Below are 18,769 nucleotides of genomic sequence, written 5' to 3'. Positions count from 1 at the left end.
GGCAGTGCACAAAATTCAATGAAATCAATGGGTTAACCAGCAACCCTGGCGTTGTGCCGGCCCGGCATGGGTCGATGCGGGGATGGCGCACCGCAGCACAAATTTTGTGCATAACTGACCCCTGTCAAGTGCTTTTTCTGGCCGTTTTTGTGCTAAGTGCGTTCGCATCAAGCCTTGATGACCGGGCGATGACAGCGCATCGCCGGCGGTCGCACTCCTGAAAACGGAGCGCGCGGCGCCCGGTGATCACGCGGCCTGGCGCAGACGGCGCGAATGCGAGTGGACCGCATTTACCAGGGCGGTCACGTGTTCGGGCGGTGTGTGCTGGCTGATGCCGTGGCCCAGGTTGAAGATGTGCGTGGGGCCGGTGCCCGCGCCGGTGTGCGGCGTGCCGAAGCTCTCCAGCACCTTGATCACCTCGGCCTCGATGGCCGCGGGTGGCGCGAACAGCACGTTGGGATCGATGTTGCCTTGCAGGGCCTTGGCGTTGGGGCCTTCGCCCACGAGCGCTCGTGCGCGGGCGAGCGAGACGGTCCAGTCCAGGCCCAGCGCCTCGCAGTCCAGCGCCTTCATCTCTTCCAGCCACAGGCCGCCACCCTTGGTGAAGACGATGCGCGGGATCGTCACACCCTCGTGCTCGCGCTTCAGTTGTGAGAGCACACGTTTCGTGTACGCGAGGCTGAAGGTTTGGAACGCGCCGTCAGCCAGCACGCCGCCCCAGCTGTCAAAAATCATCACCGCTTGCGCGCCGGCCTCGATCTGCGCGTTCAGGTAGGCGGCCACCGCGTCGGCGTTGGTGGCGAGGATGCGGTGCATCAGGTCGGGCCGCGAATACATGAGCGACTTGACCAGGCGGTAGTCGTCGGAGCCGCCGCCCTCGACCATGTAGCAGGCCAGGGTCCAGGGGCTGCCGGAAAAGCCGATGAGGGGCACGCGGCCGTTCAGCGCGCGGCGGATGGAGGTGACCGCGTCGAAGACATAGCGCAGCTTGTCCATGTCCGGCACGGCGAGGGCGTCGACATCGGCCTCGGTGCGCACGGTCTTCTCGAACTTGGGGCCTTCGCCGAGCGCGAAGGACAGGCCCAGGCCCATGGCGTCGGGGATGGTGAGGATGTCGGAGAAGAGGATGGCGGCGTCGAGCGGGTAGCGCTCCAGGGGCTGGAGGGTGACCTCGGTGGCGTAGTCGACGTTGGTGGCCAGGCCCATGAAGCTGCCGGCTTTGGCGCGCGTGGCGCGGTATTCGGGAAGGTAGCGGCCGGCCTGGCGCATGAGCCACACGGGGGTGTGGTCGGTGGACTGGCGCAGGCAGGCGCGCAGGAAGCTGTCGTTCTTCAGGGGAGCAAAAGGCATGGGGTCGCTGAGGGCCAGGGGGTATCGGGGGATTATCCCCTTGGGGGGTGGTGCGCTCTGGGTTGGGGGGGTTGGCGTGGCGTTTCGCGCCTCTGCTTCGCGAGGGCCGCTGGTGCGTGTGCCCGTTCTCCGGCCCACGCTCGCGCAGAGGCGCCCGGGCGCTAGAACAGGGTTGGCGTCACCACCATGGTTGGCGCGCCCCCTCCTGTGGCAAGCGCGAATGGGGCCTGCGCCCGGACACCCACACCATCGACCCCAGTAGCGGATGGGCCGGCCCAAGAAGACCGGACTTCCCTGGCTCGGCGATTAAATGGAATCTGACCCCAATTAAGGGGAGCCTGATTTCCGGTGGCGCGCTCGGGCGTCACTCTCGACGGATGGTGGGGTTCGCGGGCGCAGGCCCCATTCGCGCTTGCCACAGAGGGGGCGCTCAAACCACGGTGGTGACGCAGGCCCGGTGGAGTGCCCGGGGACATCTGCGCGAGCGTGGGCCGGAGAACGCGGACCACGCCAGCCGTCAGCGCGAGGACGTGGATCGCAACCGCCTCGCCAACAAAAAAAGCAGGAAAGCCGAAGAAGGAGGCAATCAGACCGCGTACTTGATCGTGCACCCGTAAGGCCGGCTCGTGCTCACGCTCAAGGGTTTGCCGGCGGCGATCTCCGTCATCGCCTGGCGGATGTAGTTGGTGGCCTTGGGGATGTCGTCCACCCGCGCCGAGGGAATGCTGTCGATGCCGCCCGCGTAGGCCAGCTTGCCCTGCGGGTCGATCACGTACATGTGCGGCGTCACGCGCGCCGCGTAGGCCCGGCCCACCTTGCCGTCCTCGTCCATCAGCGTCGCCGTGGGCACGCCCTTCTGCTCGCTCATCCAGCGGCCCAGTTGCGGCGGCGTCAGGTAGTCGCTGCTCGCGTCCTCGGTGGAGTTGATCGCCAGCCACACCAGGCCCTTGTCCGCCGCTTCCTTCTGCAGCGCCTGCATGTTGCCCTGGTAGTGCTTGCGCACGAACGGGCAGCCCGGGTTGTTCCACTCCAGCACCACGTGCTTGCCGCGGAAGTCGGACAGCTTCACTGGCTTGCCCGCCGTGTCGGTGAGCGTGAAGTCGGGCGCGGCCTGGCCCACGGCGGCGGCGTGCGCGGCGGGCAGGAAGGCGGTGAGGGGCGACAGCGCACCCAGGGCGATCAGCGGACGGCGTTTCATGGTGGCTCCAGTCGGACGGTTGCGGGTGGATGAACAACGAAGCACGGGCGGCGCGCCATCGCGGCGCGGTCAGAACGCGTTCTCAGAGTGCGGCCAGCGCCGTGCGGACCTCCTCGACACTCAGCACTTCGGTCAGCACCTGCACGGGCTGGCCGTTCTTGTGGATGGCGTACACCGGCACGCCATTGCGGCCCAGCGCGGCCAGGGCCTGCGTCACGGCGGGGTCGCGGCGTGTCCAGTCGGCGCGCAGCAGCGCCACGTTCTTGCCGGCCACGTCGCCCAGCACGCGCTCGTCGGCCAGCGTGGTGCGCTTGTTGTACTGGCAGGTGACGCACCAGGCGGCGGTGAAGTCGACGAAGACCGGGCGACCCTGTGCGAGCAATTCGGCCTGGCGTTGCGGGCTCCAGGGTTCCCAGGCCAGGCCGGCCACGCCGGTGGCCGTGGCGGCGGTGTTGGCCTCGCCATCCTGCAGGCGCAGCACGTTGGGGCCGATGCCCACCGCCAGCGCCAGCAGCGCCGCCAGCGACAGGCCGCCCAGCACCACGCGGCCCTTGCCGCGCAGGCCCAGGGACCAGATGGCCAGGGCCAGCACAACGAGCAGCATGAGCAGCGCGGCCGCGCCGTCGATGCCGCTCTGCTGCCCCAGCACCCACAGCAGCCACACCACGGTGGCGAACATGGGGAAGGCCATGAACTGTTTGAAGCGCTCCATCCACGGGCCCGGGCGCGGCAGGGCGCGCGCCACGGCGGGCACCCAGCTCGCCAGCAGGTAGGGCAGGGCCATGCCCAGGCCCAGCACGCCGAAGATCAGCAGGGCCTGCGGCGCGGGCAGGGCGATGGCCAGGCCCAGCGAGGCGCCCATGAACGGCGCGGTGCAGGGCGAGGCCACGGCCGTGGCCAGCACGCCGGTGAGGAAGGCGTCGGCCGTGGGGTGGCGCGCCTGCAGGCTGGCCACGCCGCTGGGCAACACATTGCCGAACTCGAACAGGCCCGCGAGGTTCAGGCCGATGAGGGTGAACAGCGTGGCGAGCGCGGCCACGACCGCCGGGCTTTGCAACTGGAAGCCCCAGCCGAGCTGTTCACCCGCCGCGCGCAGGGACAGCAGCAGGCCACCCAGCGCCAGGAAGGACAGCACCACGCCGGCCGTGTAGGCCAAGCCGTGGGCGCGGTGCGCGCGGGTGTCGCCGCCGTGCTTCGCGAACCCGGTCACCTTGATGGCCAGCACGGGAAACACGCAGGGCATGAGGTTGAGGATGAGGCCGCCGATGAGCGCGCCGATCAGCGCCGCGCCGAGGGTGAGCGAGCTGGCCGGTGGGGTGGACGGGGCGGAGGCGGCGGCCGAGCGCGCGGCGTTGGCGTCGAGCGCGGCCTGCAAGGCGTCGGGCACGCCGGCCGTGGGCAGCGGCGCCGGTGCGGGCCAGGTGCCCTGCACGGGCACGGCGGCCAGGCGCGCGCCGGTCTCGCCCGGGCCTTCGCCCGCGGGCTGGGCGGGCGCCACCACCAGGTCCATGGCCGTGGGGCTGTCGAAGCGCTGAGGGGACAGCGGCACGCGCGCGGTCCAGCGCGCGCCGTCCCAGGCCTGGGTCCAGGCGGCGCCGGGCTCGATCACGCCGCCCAGTTCGGGGAAGAACTCCAGCTCGCGCCCCCGCCAGTCGGCGGGCAGGCCGTCCAGGGCCACGCGCAGGAAGCCGTCGTCGGGCGCGACCAAGCTGGCGCCCGCCTTCAGGTCGCGTGGCCGGGCGTCGCGCATGGCGGCGAACAGCTCGCCGTGGCCGCCGGTGGTGCCGCTGGTGGGCAGGCGCAGCGTGAAGCTCGCCTCCTCCGGGATGCATTCCTTGCGGCACACCAGCCAGCTCGCGTCCAGTCGCACGTCCACGGCCTCGCCGCGGAAGTTGTCGCTCACCGTCAGCGGCACGGGCAACACCACGGTCCCGTCGTAGCCGTAGTTGGCCAGGGTGCCGATGGGGAATTTGCGCGGCGTGGGCCAGTCAATGTCACCCGCGCTCACGCCTTCGGGCAGGGTCCAGCGCAGCTCGGTGGCCAGCCCGGAATCGCCCGGGTTTTTCCAGTAGGTGTGCCAGTGCGGTGCGTGGTCCAGGCGCAGCCCCAGCCAGATGGTGCGGCCGGCGCCGGCGCCCTCGGGCGCGTGGGCCAGCAGCTCGGCGCGCGTCTGCTCCGACTGGAACACGCCGGCGGCCGGCGCGCCTTTCATGAGGGCGGCGAGGTTCTGCGCGGGTGCGGCGAGGGGCAGGCACAGCGCCAGGCCGCCCAGGGAGGCGAGCAGGAGGCGCCGCGCGCGCGCGGCCAGGGACAGAAGGGGCAGGGTCATGACCAGGGGATTGTCGGGCGCCGGTGGGCGCCGCGGTATGAGCGGGCGGCGGCACCCGAGTTCCGCCAGGGCCTTTGCCTGGGCACGGGTTTTGCCAAGGTGCGCAAGGTGCGGATAAGGCGCTCGACCGGTGCGGATTTGTCATCGGCGATTCACGGCCGCGGATTTTTGGGTAAAACCGCAGCTTGGCTTGACGTCAAACACCACCATTGGAGGGATCCTGAATGGGAGCAATCGTGGAAATGGCGCTGATGCCCTGGGCACGGCGCATGCAAGACAAGGTCAACCTGCCGGTGCGGCTGTACTGGCGCGACGGCGGCACGCCGATCGACCTGGGTCGCTTCGAGCAGCCCCAGGTCACCATCCGCGTGAAGGACGCCAGCGGCCTGCCGCTGCTGATCGATCCCAACCTCGACACGCTCGGGCGCGCTTACGTGGAGGGGCTGATCGACGTGGAGGGGTCGCTGGCCGACGTGCTGGCGGCGGCCCACGGCCTGGCCGACAACGCCCAGCCCGAGAACGGCCTGATGGGCCGCATCAAGCGCAGCTTCCAGCACACGCGCGAGACCGATTCCGAGGCCATCCAGTACCACTACGACGTCTCCAACGCCTTCTACGGCGAGTGGCTGGACGAGAACATGGTCTATTCCTGCGCCTACTTCGAGAACGGCGACGAGACACTGGACCAGGCGCAGGTGAAGAAGATCGACCACATCCTGCGCAAGATCCGGTTGCAGCCGGGCCAGCGCCTGCTCGACATCGGCTGCGGCTGGGGCGCGCTGGTGTTGCGCGCGGCGCAGCAGTTCGGCGCGCAGTGCGTGGGCGTCACGCTGTCGCAGAACCAGTTCGACCTGGCCACCGAGCGCGTGAAGCGCGCGGGCCTGCAGGACCGCATTCAGATCCGCCTGCAGGACTACCGCGACGTGAAGGACGGGCCCTTCGACCGCATCACCAGCGTGGGCATGTTCGAGCACGTGGGCCTGGACAACCTGGTGCCCTACTTCCAGAAGATCCGCCAACTTCTCAAACCCGACGGCTGGGCCATGAACCACGGCATCACCAGCACCGACGCCAACGACGGCGAGACGGCGCATGGCGGTGGCAGCTTCATCGAGCGCTACGTGTTCCCGCGTGGCGAGCTGCCGCACATCGCCACCGTGCTGCGCACCCTGCAGGAGGGCGGCCTGGAGGCCTTCGACATCGAGAACCTGCGCCGCCACTACGCGCGCACCTGCGGGCTGTGGAGCGAGCGCTTCGAGGCCAAGGCCGCCGCGTTGCGCGCCATGGTGGACGAGAAGACCTGGCGAATCTGGCGCGTTTACCTGGCCGGCTGCGCCTGGGCCTTCGAGCACGACGAGATCGCGCTGTTCCAGGTGCTGTGCCGGCCCTCGGGCCGGGTGGCGAGCGAGTTGCCGTGGTCGCGCGGCTGGCTCTACCGCTGACGCGTCGACGCGTGGCCCCGCCCTGGCGGCGTCGCCCGTAAGATCGGGCGATGTCCGCCGCCACCCCTTCCTCGCGCTACTGGCAAGACCTGAGCGCCACCGAGTTCGCGGCGCTCGACCGCGAGCGCGCCATTGCCGTGCTGCCCGTGGCCGCCACCGAGCAGCACGGGCCGCACCTGCCGCTGTCGGTGGACGCGGACATCGCGCGCGGCGTGATCGAGACCGCGCTGGGGCACCTGCCGGTCGACCTGCCCGCGCTGTTCCTGCCGCTGCAGGCCGTGGGCTTCTCGCCCGAGCACACGGCCTTCGCGGGCACCCTCACGCTCAAGGCCGAGACGCTGATCCGCCTGTGGACCGAACTCGCGGAGTGCGTGGCCGACGCGGGCGTGAAGAAGCTGCTGATCTTCAACACCCACGGTGGGCAGGTGGGCCTGCTGGACCCGGTGGCGCGCGACCTGCGCGCGCGCCGCGGCCTGCTGGTGGTGAGCACGAGCTGGTTTCACCTGCCCTTGCTCGACGCGCAGGGACAGGACGTGAACGCACGTTTCTCTGCGCACGAGCAGCGCTTCGGCGCGCACGCGGGCGAGGTGGAAACGGCGCTGATGCGCGTGCTCAACCCGGGCCGCGTGCGCATGGAGCTGGCGCGCAACTTCGCCTCGAGCAGCGAGCAGCGTGCGCAGCGATTCGAGACGCTGGGCAACGGGCGCAGCGCGAAGTTCGCCTGGCAGGCGCAGGACCTCAATCCCTCTGGTGCGGTGGGCAACGCCAGCGCGGCCACGGCGGAGAACGGGCGCGCACTGCTCGATGCGGCGGGGCGGGCGCTGGCGAAGCTGTTGGTGGAGATGGATCAGTTGCCTGGGGATACGCTCAGGCGCGGGTGATCGGGCCTGGCTGCTGACTGGTCTGTATCTCGCGAGTGCGTGCCTGCACCTCGCGAGGGCCGCTGGTGCGTGTGCCCGTTCTCCGGCCCACGCTCGCGCAGAGGCGCCCGAGCACTCGAACAGGGCTGGCGTCACCGCCGTGGTTGGCGCGCCCCCTCTGAGGCAAGCGCGAATGGGGCCTGCGCCCGGACACCCACACCATCGACCCCAGTAGCGCACTGGCCAGCCAAAGAAGACCGGACTTCCCCTCACGCGGCGATTAATTGGAATCTGACCCCAATTAATGACCCCAATTAAGGGGAGCCCGTTTCATGGTGGTGCGCCAGGGCGTCACTCTCGACGGATGGTGGGGTTCGCGGGCGCAGGCCCCATTCGCGCTTGCCACAGAGGGGGCGTGCCAACAGCGGTGTTGACGCAGGCCCGGTGGAGCGCACGGGAACATCTGCGCGAGCGTGGGCCGGAGAACGCGGACCACGCCAGCCGTCAGCGCGAGGCCTCCGCAAGAAGCCAGCTCGAGGAACGCGAGGATGCATCACGCGTAAGTGATCCAGTCCTTGTAGTCCGACCCATCCAGGTGCGGCAGCGTGTTGTACGTCAGCAGGCTGTGCCGCTTGGGCGTGAACTGGAACTCGGTCACCGCGCTGTTGCGGATGCGCAGGTTCAGCTCGATCGTGGCCTCGGGGCTGAGCCCCAGCACCTGGCCCACGGCGGTGGCGATCGGCCCTCCGCTGGAGACGATGAGCACATTCTGCTGGTGGTGCGTGCCACGCACGTGGTCCAGCGCGCCGGCGATGCCGCGCGCGAAGTCGTCGTAGCTGGGCATGCCCTGTGGGCTCACCGTGCCGGCCATCCACTGCGTGAGGCCGTCGCGCAGCAGGCGGAAGTGGTGACGGTAGAGCTCGGGTGTGTCCGGCTTCTGCAGCGGCTGCGGGTGGATGCAGCGGATCACCGCGTCGGCGTCGTACTCGTTCAGGCCCGGCATCACCAGCGGCTGCAGCGCCAGGCCCGCGCCCTCGGCGATGCCGGCCCAGGTCTGTTCGTGGCGGCGCAGCGAGCCCGTGACCACGGCGTCGAAGCGCAGCCCACGTTCGGCCCAGTAGCGCCCCAGTCGCACCGACTGGCGCTGGCCCAGCTCGCTGAGTTGGTCATAGTCGGCGGCGCCGAAGGAGGCTTGGCCGTGCCGCACGAGGTATAGCGTTCCCATGGCGCGATTCTGGGCGGCGCGGCGCGATCGCTTTTGTCCCGACAGCGACTGCTTTGGCCCGGGGTGTCACCTGGGTGAAAGCGCTGCCGGCGGGAGGCCGGGGTTTGCACGGTTTTCGTGCCGCTTATCCGGCGCTCGCGCGCGGGAGCGCGTGCTGCAATGGCCCATTCTTCCCGAAGGCGCGCCCCGCGCCCGCGGGCCGCGCTCCGCCACCGCCGATTCCCACCGGTTTCCCCACCCCTCCATGTCGCTTCACCTGCCCACGCTGTATGCCGTGTGGACCGGCATCGACATCGTCATCGGCCTGGCCTTCTGGACCCAGCACCGGCGCCTGCCGCACGTGGGCGGCCTGGGCTGGTGGGCCCTGGCCTGCCTCACGCACACCATCGCCTCGCTCGCCATGAGCGCGCGCCCGCTGCTGCCCGCCTGGGTGGGGCTGCCGTTGAGCAACCTGCTGTTCACGCTCACCTTCGCGCTGCTGTGGGTGGGCTTCCGGTCGTATCTGGGCTTGTCGGTGCGCCGGGTGATGACGGGCGTTCTGGTGCTGATCCTGGTGGAGTGGCCGGTAACGGTGTTTTTCATCGAGGTCATCGACAGCCTGCCCGCGCGCCAGATGCTGTGGATCGGCACCAATCTGGCGCTCTTGCTGCTCATGATCGGCGATGCGCGTACACACCGCCCCTGGCCCGCGCCGGTGGAGTTCCGCACCCTGAGTGGCGTGTTATGGCTGCAGGTGAGCATCCTGCTGGGCTACGCGCTGGTGGGCGTGGTGCTTCGCTGGCCCTTCCAGCCCACGGTGGCGCTGCTCACTTTCTGTTTCCTCATTGCCTACCTGCTGTGTGTGTTGGCCTTCCAGTGCCTGCTCATGCTGCGCCTGCGCGACGAGGCGCAGGCCGCGCGCGCCGTGCAGCGCCAGCGCGAGGCCGACCTGCAGCGCCTGGTGGACAACCTGGACGCGGGCGTGATGGTGTTTCACCCCGACCACACGCTGTGGCGCATGAACACCGCCGCGCGGCGCTTCCTCACCTGGAGCGAGGTGGGCGCCGATGGCGTGGTGCCCGAGCCGAGCTACGAAAGCTGGCGCATGCTCGACGAGGCCGGCCAGCCGCTGCGCCGGCACGACCGGCCGTTCGAGCGGGTGCTGATGACGGGCCAGCCGGTGCGCGATGTGGTCGTGGGCCTGCCCATCGACGGCGGCGCGCGGCTGCGCTGGGCCTTGTGCAGCGGCTACCCGGAGAGCGACTCGCAGGGCGGCCTGCGCCGCGTGGTGCTGACCTTCATCGACATCACCGCGATGAAGGACGCGCAGTCGGAGCAGAAGGCGCTGGAAGCGCGGCTGTCGCAGTCGCAGAAGATGCAGGCGCTGGGCACGCTGGCCGGTGGCGTGGCGCACGATTTCAACAACATCCTGACCGCCATCCTGGGCAACGCCGACCTCGCGCGCGAGGACCTGACGGCCGACGCGCCGGTGCAGGAAAGCCTGGGCGAGATCAGCACGGCCGCTCGGCGTGGCCGCGAGCTGGTGCGCCAGATCCTGACCTTCAGCCGGCAGCAGCCCCTGGCGCGTGCGCCGGTGCCGCTGGCCGCGGTGGTGGTGGAGTCCTGCGCGCTGCTGCGTGCGGCCCTGCCGCCGCAGGTGCAACTGGTGCAGACCATCGCGCCATCGCTGCCCGAGGTGTCGGGCGACGCCACGCAACTGCAGCAGGTGCTGGTGAACCTGGGCACCAACGCGCTGCACGCCTTGCCGGCGCGCGGCGGCGCGATCGAGATCGCGCTGGACAGCGTGCCCGCGTCGTCCGCGCCCGTCGCGCGCTGGCCGGCGTCGCTGGCGCAGGCGTGCCGAGAGGCCGGCCAGCCCGCGCTGCGCCTGCGCGTGATCGACGATGGCAGCGGCATGGACGAGGCGGTGCAGCGCCGCATGTTCGAACCCTTCTTCACGACCAAGCCCGTGGGCCAGGGCACGGGCCTGGGCCTGTCCGTGGTGCTGGGCATCGTGGAAGCGCATGGCGGCCACATCGAGGTGTGCAGCACGCCGCAGACCGGCACCACGATCACGCTGTGGTTGCCACCCTTGCCCGCCGACGAGGCGACAGCCGAAGACAAACCCGTCACAATGCCCGCCGTGGAACACCCCCAGCCCCACCCCACCGAGCCGGCCCCGTCCGAGGCCATTCCCCACATCCTCTACCTCGACGACGACGACACGCTCGTCTTCCTGGTGCGCCGCTTGCTGGAGCGGCGGGGCTACCGCGTGACGGCCTTGTCCGTGCAGACCGACGCGCTGGCCGCACTGCGCGAGCGCCCGGGCGAATTCGCGCTGCTGTTGACCGACTACAACATGCCCGGCATGTCGGGCCTGGAGGTGGCGCGCGAGGCGCTCGCCATCGAGCCCCGACTGCCGGTGGCCGTGGCCTCGGGTTACATCACCGACGAACTGCAGGCCGAGGCGCGCGCCGCCGGCGTGCGCGAGGTGGTGTTCAAGACCGACGCGGTCGAGCAGTTCTGCGAGATCGTGGCGCGCCTGGTCAAGCCAGCCGACTGAGCACGCGCGCGAACGCCTCGCTGTCCACGTTGCCGCCGCTCAGCACGGCGCCCACCACCTGGCCGCGAAGGCGGTCCCGCTCCTGCCAGGCCGCCGCGAAGCCTGCGGCGCCGGCACCCTCGGCCACGTTGTGCGTGTCGGCGAACAGCGCGCGCATGGCCTCGGCGACTTCTTCGTCGCTCACCTTCACCAGGTGGTCCAGGCCATCGGCCAGCGGCGGGAGGGCATCGGCTTCGGCCACGCGGCAGGCCATGCCGTCGGCCAGCACCGTGCTCACCGGTGCTTCCACCACACGGCGCGCGGCGAGCGAGTCGGCGTAGGTGGTGGCGCCCGCGCTCACCACGCCCACGATGCGGGCGCGGTGGCCCAGCGCGTTGCGCGCCGCGATGGCCGAGCACGCGCCAGAGCCCAGGCCGATGGGCACATAGACGACATCGAGATCGGGCGCGGCGCGGAAGAACTCCCACCACGCGGTGGCCACGCCGCTCAGCAGGTCGCCATGAAAGCTCGGCACCATGTGCGCGCCGCGCTCCGTGGCCAGCGCGATGGCGTGTTCGCGTGCGACCTGGAACTCGTCGCCGTGTTCGATCAATGTGACGCCCAGGCCGCGCATGGCGGCGTTCTTCTCGACCGAGTTGCCGTGCGGCACGACGATGGTGCAAGCCACGCCGTGTGCGCGCGCGGCCCAGGCCACGCTCTGGCCGTGGTTGCCGCGCGTGGCCGAGATCACCTCGCGGGGGAGCGCGCCGCGCCGCGCGAGGTGATCGAAGTAGGTCAGGCCACCGCGGATCTTGAAGGCGCCCACGGGCGTGTGGTTTTCGTGCTTGAGCCAGCAGGTGGCGCCCAGCCGCGCGCTCAGCGTGGCCCAGGGGTACTGTGGCGTGGCCGAGAAGGCGCGGTACACGATCTCGGCGGCGCGTTCGATGTCGGCAAGGGAGGGCAAGGCGATGCTCATGGGGTGGCGCTCAGGTGCAGGGCTTGCCGGCCGTTGTGCAGGTGGACGCCGAGGGATGCCTCGGCTTCGCGTGCGCGCAGCCCGGGCAGGCCGATGGCGGCCAGGGCGGCGTTGAGTGCCGCCGTGCGTGGGTGGCTCAGGGACAACTCGCGCAGTTGCAGCCCGCTGGGCGGCAACGTGGCGACCGGGTGGATGCCGCCCCACTGGATCAGTGTGGGCAGCAGGCCGTCGAAGTGGCGCGCGCCGTCGTCGCGCACGGTGATGCGCCATTGCAGCAGGCCGCGCGGCGTCTCGCGCGAGGCGGTGAGCACCGGGCCGGGGTCAATGCCCTGCGCGAGCCAGACGGCGCGCGCGGCCTCGATGTCGTCGACGCGCGCCACCCAGTGGATAGGCTGCGGGCCGTGCACGCGCAAGCGCTCGCGCAGCGAGGGATCGTCCAGGTCGAACCAGCGCTTGAGTGGCGCCGCGCGCGTGGGCCTGGCCGCCGGGTTGATGGCGAGCAACTCGAGGTAAGTGCGCTCGGCGCCGTCGAGCCGCAGCAGGCGGTTGTGGGTGCCGAACAAGGCGTGCGCGCCACCGGGAGCGGGCGTGCAGCCCAGCGTGGTTTCGCACCAGTTCACGCCCTCGGCCAGCGTGGCGGCTGCGACCACCAGGTGGTCGAAGGCGGCGTTCATAAGCGCACGGTTCCTTGCACGCAGGTGACCGATTCGCCACCGACCCACACCGTGCCGTCGGCGTCGCGCTGGATGTGCACGCGCCCGGCGCGACGCAGCGCGGTGCCCTGGCTGGCGACGTAGCGCTCGGGCGCCATGCCCGCGCCGATCAGCCACTGCGCCAGCGCGGCGTTCAGGCTACCCGTCACGGGATCCTCGGCGATGCCGTTGTTGCCGGGGAAGAAGGCGCGTACCTCGAACAACACATCGGGGGCAGATTCCATTTTCCCGACCACGCCCACCTTGCCGCGCGGGCCGACCACGCCGATGTCCAGGCCCGCGAGCACGGCGGCGTCGGGCTTCACGGCCAGCACCTGCTCGGCGCTGCGCAGCATCACCGCGCGCCAGCCAGGGCCGTTGTCGCACCAGCTGTGCGCCAGCACGTCCTCGCGCGCGATGCCCAGGCCGCGCGCGATCAGCGCCACGTCGGCTTCGTCCAGCGGGCCTTCGCGGCGCAGCGGCGGCGCCGCGAAGGCCAGGCGCGCGCCGTCGCGGCGGATGCGCACCAGCCCCACGCCGCATTCCTGCACGATGTCCTCGCCTTGGGGCTGGCCGCCCGCGGCGAGCCAGGCGTGCGCCGTGCCCAGCGTGGGGTGGCCGGCGAAGGGCAGTTCACGCCCGGGGCAGAAGATGCGCACGCGGTAGTCGGCACCGGCTTGCGTGGGCGGCAGCACGAAGGTGCATTCCGACAGGTTGGTCCAGTCGGTGAAGGTCTGCATCTGCTCGGTGCTGAGGCCGCCGCCGTCGAGCACCACGGCGAGCGGGTTGCCCAGGCAGGGGGTGGCGGTGAAGACGTCGATTTGCTGGAAGGGGCGGGAGGTCATGGTTCAGGCGAGGGGTAGGTCGAGCACGCCGCGGCTGCAGGGCTGCGCCAGCCAGCCGGCGTACCAGCGTTCAAGGTGGGGCCAGGCCGGCCGCGCCTGCGGCAGGCCGAACCAGCGGTGGAGTTCACAGGCGATGGGGAAGTCGGCGGCGGACACCTGGTCGCCCGCCATGTGCGGCCGCTGCGCGAGGTGGGCGTCGAGCAACTCGAACAAGGGCTCGCTGGCGCGTACCGAGGCCTCGATGGCGGCCATGTCGCGCCGCTCGCCCGGGGTGCGGATCCATTGCACGAAAGCCGGGCCGCTGGCGCGGTTGAGCGTGGTCTGCTGCCAGTCGAGCCAGCGGTTGGTCTCGGCGCGCGTGCGCAGGTCGGCGGGCATGCCGCGACCCTGGCGTTCGCACAGATAGCGCAGGATGGCATTGCTCTCCCAGAGGGTGAAGTCGCCGTCCTGCAGCACGGGCACCAAGCCATTGGGGTTCATGGCGCGGTAGGCCGGCGTGTTCACCACGCCGTAGGACAGGCCGGCGTCGCTGCGCGGCAGGTCCAGGCCGAGCCACTGCGCGCACAGCATCACCTTGCGCACGTTGATGGAGCTCAGGCGGCCCCAGAGGTGCAGGCTCATGCGGGGACTGGTGTGGGCAGGTGTTCGCGCACGGTTTGCGCCAGCGCGGCGATGCCGCGGTCGATCTGCTCGACCGTGGCGGTGACGAAGGACAGGCGCAGCGAGCGCGTATCGGGCGCGTCGGTAAAGAAGGGCGCGCCCGGCACGAAGGCCACGCCGCGTTCCACCGCGTGCGGCAGCAGGGCGGTGGCGTCCATGCCCTCGGGCAGGCGCGCCCACAGGAACATGCCGCCGTCGGGCGCGTTCCACTGCACGCCCAGGCCGGCCATCTCGCGCTCGAGCGCGGCCAGCATGGCGCGGCACTGCGAGGCGTAGAGCGCGCGGATGGTGGGCACGTGGCGTTCGAGGAAGCCGTCCTTCAGCACGGCGCTGACCAGGCGCTGGTTGAAGCTGGGGCTGTGCAGGTCGGCGGCCTGCTTGGCCTGCAGCAGCTTGGGGTACAGCGCGGCCGGCGCCACCAGGAAGCCCAGGCGCAGGCCGGGTGCCAGGATCTTGGAAAAGGAGCCGAGGTAGAGGCCACCGTCGGGATTGCGCGCGGTCAGTGGCGCGGGCGGCGGCGCATCGAACCACAGGTCGCCGTAGGGGTTGTCTTCCACGATGGGCAGGCCGGCCTCTGCTGCGGCCTGCACCAGCGCGGCGCGGCGCGCCTCGCTCATGGTGCGGCCGGTGGGGTTCTGGAAATTGGGCAGCGCGTAGAGGAAGCGGGCACCCGGCGCCTGGCGGCGCAGGTCGTCGACGTCGATGCCCTCGGCGTCGCTGGCCACGCCGACGAAGCGCGGCTCCATCGGCGTGAAGGCCTGCAGCGCGCCCAGGTAGGTGGGTGTCTCCACCAGCACGCGGCTGCCGGTGTCGATCAGCACCTTGGCCACCAGATCCAGGCCTTGCTGGCTGCCGGTGGTGATGAGTACCTGCGCCGGGTCCACCTTCCAGGGCAGTTGCCGCGCCACCCATTCGCGCAATTGCGCGTGGCCTTCGCTGGCCGCGTACTGCAACGCGGCGCGACCGTCGTTTTCCAGTACCTCGGCGCAGGCCTCGGCGAAGGCGCTGACCGGGAAGGTTTGCGGTGAGGGCAGGCCGCCCGCGAAGCTGATGATCCCGGGCTTTTCGGTGACCTTGAGGATTTCGCGGATCACGGAGGGGTTCATGCGCTCGGCGCGGCGGGCCAGGGTCCAGTGAGTGGTGGCGGTCATGTGAGTGCCTTGGTGGTGGGCAGGGAGGGCGAGGCCGGCGTCGCACCCAGGCGCCGGCCCACGAACACGCTGGCCACGACGGCCAGCGAAAAAACCAGGGTGAGCGCGTCCAGGCGCTCGCCCAGCAGCGGCACCGCCGCAGCGATGCTGATGAAGGGTTGCAGCAATTGGAGCTGGCTCACGCGCAGGGCGCCACCCAGGGCCAACCCTCGGAACCAGGCGAAGAAACCGGCCCACATGGAGAACACCGCCACGTATGCGAGGCCGAGCCAGGCGCTGGCGCTGACCGCCTGGTCGGGCCAGGTGAGCAGCGCGCCCGGTACGGTGACGGGCAGCGCGAGCGCGCACACCCAACTGATCACGCGCTCGGCGCCCAGCGCGGGTGTGACCCGCGTGCCGCCCACATAGCCCAGAGCGGCGGCCAGCACAGCGCCCACCAGCAGCGTGTCGGCCCAACTGAGGCCGAAGCCCTGGCCCATCTGGTGCGCGCGCAGCAGGCTGTAGACCATGACCAGCGCGCTGCCCAGGCCGGCAAACAGCCAGAACCCCAGGCGCGCCCGCTGGTGCAGCAGCCAGGCCGCCACCGCCGCGGTGGCCAGCGGCAGCAGCGCAGTGAACACGGCGGCGTGGCTCGCCGTCACATGGCGCAGCGCCCAACCCAGCAGCAGCGGAAAGCCGATCACGTTGCCCAGCACCGCGAGCGCGAGCGGGCCGCGGTGCGCCCGCTGTGGCCAGGGCGAGCGCGTGGCCCACAGGTAGGCCAGCGACAGCCCACCGGCGATGGCAGCTCTCGCCCAGGTGACGAACCAGGGCGAGAGCTGGGGCGCGTCGAGGCTGCCGGTGGCCAGGCGCGTCATGGGCAGCGTGAGGCCGAAGACCGCCACGCCAACCAGGCCGAGCAACCAGCCGCGGGTTTCGTCGTTCGTCATACGGTCAGCATCCACAAGGCGGTGACCACGAGCACGCCAGACAGGGCGCGGTTGAACCAGAGCAGGCGTGCGCCTTGCGCGAGCCAGTCGCGCAGCAGCGAGCCGATGAGGGCGTAGAGGAAGTTGCTGACAAAGGCGAAGAACAGCATCACCAGGCAGACGATGAACAGCCGCTCACCCGGGTTGGGCGCGGGGGCGCCCGCGCTGCTGACCACCCAGCCCGCGCTGAGCGTGAGCGCGAGCATCCAGGCCTTGATGTTGATGAACTGCAGCCCCACCCCCTGCCAGAAGCCCACCTGCAGGCGGGCGGGGTCGGCCTGTGACAGCCGTGCGGTGCGCGCGAGCTGCCAGGCCAGCCAGAGCATGTAGGCCACGCCGAGCAGCTTCACGGCCCAGCGCAGTGGCGGCACGCCGGCGATCAGCGCGCCCACGCCCAGGCCGCTGGCGAGCATGAGCATCGTCCAGCCCGTGGGCACGGCCAGGCAGAAGCGCAGGGCGCGCCGCAGGCCGAAGTTGGCCGCCAGCGCGGTGGACAGCGTGGTGTTGGGGCCCGGCGAAAAGCTCATCGCGGTGCAGAAGATCAGCAGGGCGGTCAGTTCGGTGGCGGACATGGACAACGGGGATGGCGCTGGCGTTGTGGGAAGGTTCAATGTACCCTTGGATATCAATACAGAACCAATACAGTTGACCCACTCAATACTGCGCACTGTGTGGGTGCAAGTGGCAATACAGCGAGAAGTCCACCGATGTTGATGAAGACCGCCAATCAGTCGCTTACCGAGCAGTTGGCCGAGCGCTACGCCGACCGCATCCGCCAGCGGCTGCTGGTACCGGGCGCGCGCCTGCCCTCGGTGCGGGCCTGTGCCGCGCAGCACGGCGTGAGCCCGTCCACCGTGGTGGCCGCCTACGACCTGTTGCTCGCCCAGGGCTTGGTGCAGGCGCAGCGCCAGCGCGGGTTCTTTGTGCGCGAGTCGATCGCGCCGCGCAGCGAGCCGCGCCACGCGGCGCCCGTGCCGCCAGCCCAGGGACCCATCAATGCCACCGCGCTCATCCGCGGCATGTTCCACCAGGTCAGCGACAAGCCGCAGCCGGGCATGGGCGTGTTTCCCCCCGACTGGCTGGAGTCGACCTTCATGCCCGCAGCCGTGCGGCGCGTAGCGTCGACACGCGCGCTCAACGAAACCTCGCTGAGTTACGGCGAGCCGCGCGGCGATGAGGGCTTGCGCCGCGTGCTCGCGCAGAAGCTCTCCGCCATCAGCGTGCCAGTGGACCCGGCGCAGATCATCACCACCGTGGGCGCCACGCACGCGCTCGATATCGTCAGCCGCACCCTGCTGCGCCCCGGCGATCCGGTCATGGTGGAAGAGCCCGGCTGGGCGGTGGAGTTCGCGCGCCTTGCGGCGCTCGGCATGCGCATCCTCACCGTGCCGCGTGGCCCCGACGGCCCCGACCTGGCGGTGATGGAGCGCCTGGCCGAAGCGCACCGGCCCAAGCTCTTCGTGAGCGTGAGCGTGCTGCACAACCCCACGGGCTACAGCCTCTCGCCCGGGGTGGCGCATCGCCTGCTGCAACTGGCCCAACAACACAACTTCCACATTGTCGAAGACGACACGTACAGCCACCTCGCCCCCGAGCACAGCACGCGACTGAGTGCGCTGGACGGCCTGCAGCGCACCATCTATGTCAGCGGCTTCGCAAAGATCCTCGCGCCCAACTGGCGCATCGGCTTCCTGGCGGCGCCGCCAGGCCTGCTCGAACCGCTGCTCGATACCAAGCTGTTGAGCACCTTGACCACGCCCGCCTTGCTGGAGAAGGCGTTGGCACATTGCATCGAGCAAGGCCAACTGCGCCGCCATGCCGAGCGTGTGCGCACGCGGCTCGATGCGGCGCGCTCGCGCAGCGTCAAGCTGGCGCTGGGCGCGGGCTGCCGATTCGCGGCCGAGCCCTCAGGATTGTTTGGCTGGGTGGACACCGGCGTCGACACAGACGAACTCGCCCAGCGGCTGCTCGACGACGGCTACCTGATAGCTCCGGGCGCGCTCTTCCACGCGGCGCGTACGCCCAGCACGCTCATGCGCATCAACTTCGCCACCACGCAGGACGCGACCTTCTGGCGCATCTTCTCGCGCCGCGTGGGATCGTCCTGATGCGTCGGATGAGTCAGCGCGTGCCCAGCGCTTCCTGGCGCTCCAGCGCGGCGATCCATTCCTCTTCCACCGCCACCAGGCGCTGGGACACATCGGCCGCGCGCGCGGGGTTGGTCCCGTAGAGGCTGCCGTCGCCCAGTTCGGCCGAGAGCGCGGCCTGTTCGGCTTCCAGCGCGGCGATGCGCTCGGGCAGCGCATCGAGTTCGCGCTGCTCCTTGTAGCTGAGCTTGCGGCGCGGCGCCTCGTTCGCCGGGGCGGTGACGGCCGTTGGCCTGGCAAGTGTCGCCGCGGCGGGCGGAGTCGCCGGCGTCGCTCGCGCCGACTGAGTCAGCCAATCTTGCACGTCGCCCACGTACTCGCGCCAGCGGCCCTCTCCCTCGGCCACCAGTGTGCTCGTCACCACGTTGTCGAGAAAGCGCCGGTCGTGGCTCACCAGGAACACCG

The 18,769-nt window shown here is 70.6% G+C and carries 16 protein-coding genes (1 of these 16 cut by a window edge); 4 read left to right on the top strand and 12 right to left on the bottom strand.

Translation table 11 applies throughout. The features are described 5' to 3' along the window. Window positions 1–246: 246 nt before the first annotated feature. The 3 genes from hemE to BN948_RS06100 form a co-directional block, all read right to left on the bottom strand. Complete coding sequence (hemE, locus tag BN948_RS06110; RefSeq protein ID WP_009518409.1) at window positions 247–1,350, bottom strand: uroporphyrinogen decarboxylase; 1,104 nt, start codon at window positions 1,348–1,350, stop codon at window positions 247–249. Window positions 1,351–1,936: 586 nt separating this feature from the next. After that, entirely contained in the window at window positions 1,937–2,548 is a 612-nt protein-coding gene (locus tag BN948_RS06105) for a thioredoxin family protein (RefSeq protein ID WP_009518345.1), read from the bottom strand. 82 nt (window positions 2,549–2,630) lie between these two features. Then, window positions 2,631–4,877 carry a protein-disulfide reductase DsbD family protein gene (locus BN948_RS06100; RefSeq protein WP_009518346.1) on the bottom strand — a complete coding sequence of 749 codons (2,247 nt, stop codon included), beginning with the start codon at window positions 4,875–4,877 and terminating at the stop codon, window positions 2,631–2,633. 224 nt (window positions 4,878–5,101) lie between these two features. Between BN948_RS06100 and BN948_RS06095 the strand changes: the two genes are divergently transcribed. Next, on the top strand, window positions 5,102–6,319 hold the full coding sequence (locus tag BN948_RS06095; RefSeq protein ID WP_009518347.1) for an SAM-dependent methyltransferase: 1,218 nt from the start codon (window positions 5,102–5,104) through the stop codon (window positions 6,317–6,319). A gap of 50 nt (window positions 6,320–6,369) precedes the next feature. Next, a complete protein-coding gene (locus tag BN948_RS06090) occupies window positions 6,370–7,200 on the top strand; it encodes a creatininase family protein (protein ID WP_009518348.1) in 831 nt (276 codons plus the stop codon). Window positions 7,201–7,732: 532 nt separating this feature from the next. Here the strand turns inward: BN948_RS06090 and BN948_RS06085 are convergent. After that, window positions 7,733–8,404, bottom strand: coding sequence for a histidine phosphatase family protein (locus BN948_RS06085; RefSeq protein WP_009520509.1), 672 nt, complete (start codon window positions 8,402–8,404; stop codon window positions 7,733–7,735). Window positions 8,405–8,648: 244 nt separating this feature from the next. Here BN948_RS06085 and BN948_RS25490 point away from each other — a divergent pair, with 244 nt between their 5' ends. Next, the gene (locus BN948_RS25490) at window positions 8,649–10,946 is read left to right on the top strand and encodes a hybrid sensor histidine kinase/response regulator (protein WP_051755944.1); all 2,298 of its coding nucleotides are present in this window, start codon (window positions 8,649–8,651) and stop codon (window positions 10,944–10,946) included. Here BN948_RS25490 and BN948_RS06075 read toward each other — a convergent pair. The 7 genes from BN948_RS06075 to BN948_RS06045 are packed head-to-tail and all read right to left on the bottom strand — an operon-like array spanning window position 10,930 to window position 16,789. After that, window positions 10,930–11,901 carry a threonine dehydratase gene (locus BN948_RS06075; RefSeq protein WP_035620807.1) on the bottom strand — a complete coding sequence of 324 codons (972 nt, stop codon included), beginning with the start codon at window positions 11,899–11,901 and terminating at the stop codon, window positions 10,930–10,932. The two genes, BN948_RS25490 and BN948_RS06075, sit on opposite strands and share 17 nt — an antisense overlap. After that, on the bottom strand, window positions 11,898–12,575 hold the full coding sequence (locus tag BN948_RS06070; protein WP_009515389.1) for a VOC family protein: 678 nt from the start codon (window positions 12,573–12,575) through the stop codon (window positions 11,898–11,900). The genes BN948_RS06075 and BN948_RS06070 overlap by 4 nt, the downstream gene beginning before the upstream one ends. Further along, a complete protein-coding gene (locus tag BN948_RS06065) occupies window positions 12,572–13,438 on the bottom strand; it encodes a PhzF family phenazine biosynthesis protein (protein WP_009515387.1) in 867 nt (288 codons plus the stop codon). Before BN948_RS06065 ends, BN948_RS06070 begins: the two co-directional genes overlap by 4 nt. Window positions 13,439–13,441: 3 nt before the next feature. Then, on the bottom strand, window positions 13,442–14,059 hold the full coding sequence (locus BN948_RS06060) for a glutathione S-transferase family protein (protein WP_009515385.1): 618 nt from the start codon (window positions 14,057–14,059) through the stop codon (window positions 13,442–13,444). Continuing rightward, the gene (locus BN948_RS06055; RefSeq protein WP_009515383.1) at window positions 14,056–15,249 is read right to left on the bottom strand and encodes an aminotransferase-like domain-containing protein; all 1,194 of its coding nucleotides are present in this window, start codon (window positions 15,247–15,249) and stop codon (window positions 14,056–14,058) included. Before BN948_RS06055 ends, BN948_RS06060 begins: the two co-directional genes overlap by 4 nt. Beyond that, entirely contained in the window at window positions 15,246–16,178 is a 933-nt protein-coding gene (locus tag BN948_RS06050) for a DMT family transporter (RefSeq protein ID WP_009515381.1), read from the bottom strand. Before BN948_RS06050 ends, BN948_RS06055 begins: the two co-directional genes overlap by 4 nt. Then, window positions 16,175–16,789, bottom strand: coding sequence for a LysE family translocator (locus BN948_RS06045; protein WP_009515379.1), 615 nt, complete (start codon window positions 16,787–16,789; stop codon window positions 16,175–16,177). Before BN948_RS06045 ends, BN948_RS06050 begins: the two co-directional genes overlap by 4 nt. 135 nt (window positions 16,790–16,924) lie before the next feature. On the opposite strand from BN948_RS06045, the gene BN948_RS06040 reads away from it, so the two are divergent. Next, window positions 16,925–18,325, top strand: coding sequence for an aminotransferase-like domain-containing protein (locus tag BN948_RS06040; protein WP_009515378.1), 1,401 nt, complete (start codon window positions 16,925–16,927; stop codon window positions 18,323–18,325). Window positions 18,326–18,338: 13 nt separating this feature from the next. On the opposite strand, the gene BN948_RS06035 is transcribed toward BN948_RS06040, so the two are convergent. Beyond that, window positions 18,339–18,769 carry the final stretch of an ATP-binding cassette domain-containing protein gene (locus tag BN948_RS06035; protein WP_009515377.1) on the bottom strand. It continues 1,450 nt past the right edge of the window, so only the last 431 of its 1,881 coding nucleotides appear in the window; its start codon lies off the right edge, out of view; its stop codon occupies window positions 18,339–18,341.

The organism is Hydrogenophaga intermedia (assembly GCF_000723405.1).
Taxonomy (GTDB): Bacteria; Pseudomonadota; Gammaproteobacteria; order Burkholderiales; family Burkholderiaceae_C; genus Hydrogenophaga; species Hydrogenophaga intermedia.
This window is presented reverse-complemented; position numbering and strand designations above follow the sequence as displayed.

What these genes read in the sequence shown, in the direction of transcription:
- hemE (WP_009518409.1), bottom strand. Translation starts at nt 1,350, where the DNA reads ATGCCTTTTGCTCCCCTGAAGAACGACAGCTTCCTGCGCGCCTGCCTG.
- BN948_RS06105 (WP_009518345.1), bottom strand. Translation starts at nt 2,548, where the DNA reads ATGAAACGCCGTCCGCTGATCGCCCTGGGTGCGCTGTCGCCCCTCACC.
- BN948_RS06100 (WP_009518346.1), bottom strand. Translation starts at nt 4,877, where the DNA reads ATGACCCTGCCCCTTCTGTCCCTGGCCGCGCGCGCGCGGCGCCTCCTG.
- BN948_RS06095 (WP_009518347.1), top strand. Translation starts at nt 5,102, where the DNA reads ATGGGAGCAATCGTGGAAATGGCGCTGATGCCCTGGGCACGGCGCATG.
- BN948_RS06090 (WP_009518348.1), top strand. Translation starts at nt 6,370, where the DNA reads ATGTCCGCCGCCACCCCTTCCTCGCGCTACTGGCAAGACCTGAGCGCC.
- BN948_RS06085 (WP_009520509.1), bottom strand. Translation starts at nt 8,404, where the DNA reads ATGGGAACGCTATACCTCGTGCGGCACGGCCAAGCCTCCTTCGGCGCC.
- BN948_RS25490 (WP_051755944.1), top strand. Translation starts at nt 8,649, where the DNA reads ATGTCGCTTCACCTGCCCACGCTGTATGCCGTGTGGACCGGCATCGAC.
- BN948_RS06075 (WP_035620807.1), bottom strand. Translation starts at nt 11,901, where the DNA reads ATGAGCATCGCCTTGCCCTCCCTTGCCGACATCGAACGCGCCGCCGAG.
- BN948_RS06070 (WP_009515389.1), bottom strand. Translation starts at nt 12,575, where the DNA reads ATGAACGCCGCCTTCGACCACCTGGTGGTCGCAGCCGCCACGCTGGCC.
- BN948_RS06065 (WP_009515387.1), bottom strand. Translation starts at nt 13,438, where the DNA reads ATGACCTCCCGCCCCTTCCAGCAAATCGACGTCTTCACCGCCACCCCC.
- BN948_RS06060 (WP_009515385.1), bottom strand. Translation starts at nt 14,059, where the DNA reads ATGAGCCTGCACCTCTGGGGCCGCCTGAGCTCCATCAACGTGCGCAAG.
- BN948_RS06055 (WP_009515383.1), bottom strand. Translation starts at nt 15,249, where the DNA reads ATGACCGCCACCACTCACTGGACCCTGGCCCGCCGCGCCGAGCGCATG.
- BN948_RS06050 (WP_009515381.1), bottom strand. Translation starts at nt 16,178, where the DNA reads ATGACGAACGACGAAACCCGCGGCTGGTTGCTCGGCCTGGTTGGCGTG.
- BN948_RS06045 (WP_009515379.1), bottom strand. Translation starts at nt 16,789, where the DNA reads ATGTCCGCCACCGAACTGACCGCCCTGCTGATCTTCTGCACCGCGATG.
- BN948_RS06040 (WP_009515378.1), top strand. Translation starts at nt 16,925, where the DNA reads ATGTTGATGAAGACCGCCAATCAGTCGCTTACCGAGCAGTTGGCCGAG.